The organism is Desulfosporosinus sp. I2 (genome assembly GCF_000960765.1).
Lineage (GTDB): Bacteria > Bacillota > Desulfitobacteriia > Desulfitobacteriales > Desulfitobacteriaceae > Desulfosporosinus.
The window spans coordinates 1-890 of the sequence record NZ_JYNH01000296.1 but is presented as its reverse complement, the minus strand read 5'-3'; the positions used below and the strand labels follow the sequence as shown (position 1 = coordinate 890).

2 tRNA genes and 1 rRNA gene are annotated in these 890 nt (G+C 45.8%); all 3 read right to left on the bottom strand.

Annotated elements, in window-relative coordinates:
- Nucleotides 1–430 (bottom strand): 23S ribosomal RNA (locus tag UF75_RS29555); the annotation flags it as partial.
- A 119-nt stretch (nt 431–549) separates the two neighbouring features.
- Nucleotides 550–625, bottom strand: a tRNA-Ala gene (locus UF75_RS25775).
- Between the two features lie 93 nt (nt 626–718).
- Nucleotides 719–795 (bottom strand) — tRNA-Ile (locus UF75_RS25770).
- Nucleotides 796–890: the final 95 nt, after the last annotated feature.

Here is an 890-nt window from a genome sequence, read left to right as displayed (position 1 = left end):
AGGAAATCATTCTTAATAGAGGGTCCTACAACCCCATACTCGAGATTCGAAATACGATGTTCGATATTCGATTCAAGCTATTCTTACAGGTCTTTATGACCCTTTAGAATGACCTGATCTCGTACCTCGAATTTCGAACCTCGAATCTCGAGTATGGTTTGGGCTCTTCCCGTTTCGCTCGCCGCTACTCAGGGAATCGATTATTCTTTCTCTTCCTCCGGGTACTTAGATGTTTCAGTTCCCCGGGTTGCCTTCGTTAACCTATGTATTCAGTTAACGATAACCAGATATGACTCCGGTTGGGTTGCCCCATTCGGGTATCCACGGATCAAAGCCTGCTTACGACTCCCCGTGGCATTTCGCTGTTAACCGCGCCCTTCATCGACTCTTAGCGCCTAGGCATCCACCGTACGCCCTTAGTAGCTTGACCTAATTCTTGCTACTTCTAGGTTTATTCAATACGTTCATTACAAACCTATTGAAGTGAATTCTTTCGACTTTTACTAGATTTATTTCTCTATGCAGTTTTCAAAGAACATCACATTTAATTGGTGGAGGTTAGCGGGATCGAACCGCTGACCCCCTGCTTGCAAGGCAGGTGCTCTCCCAGCTGAGCTAAACCCCCATTTTAAAATGTCCGATATAGATGCCAGATTCAGATCCATTACCGGGTTGCAAGTCATTTCTGACCTCCGGTCTCTGCTTTCCAGCGTCATAGTGGTGGGCCTAGATGGATTCGAACCATCGACCTCACGATTATCAGTCGTGCGCTCTAACCAACTGAGCTACAGGCCCATTTCGAGTTCCCATTCAATCCGAACTTCCTATTCTTCATTCACGAAGCGAAACTAAATTCGCAGCTTGACTTTCAAATATCGAGCCTCGATTAT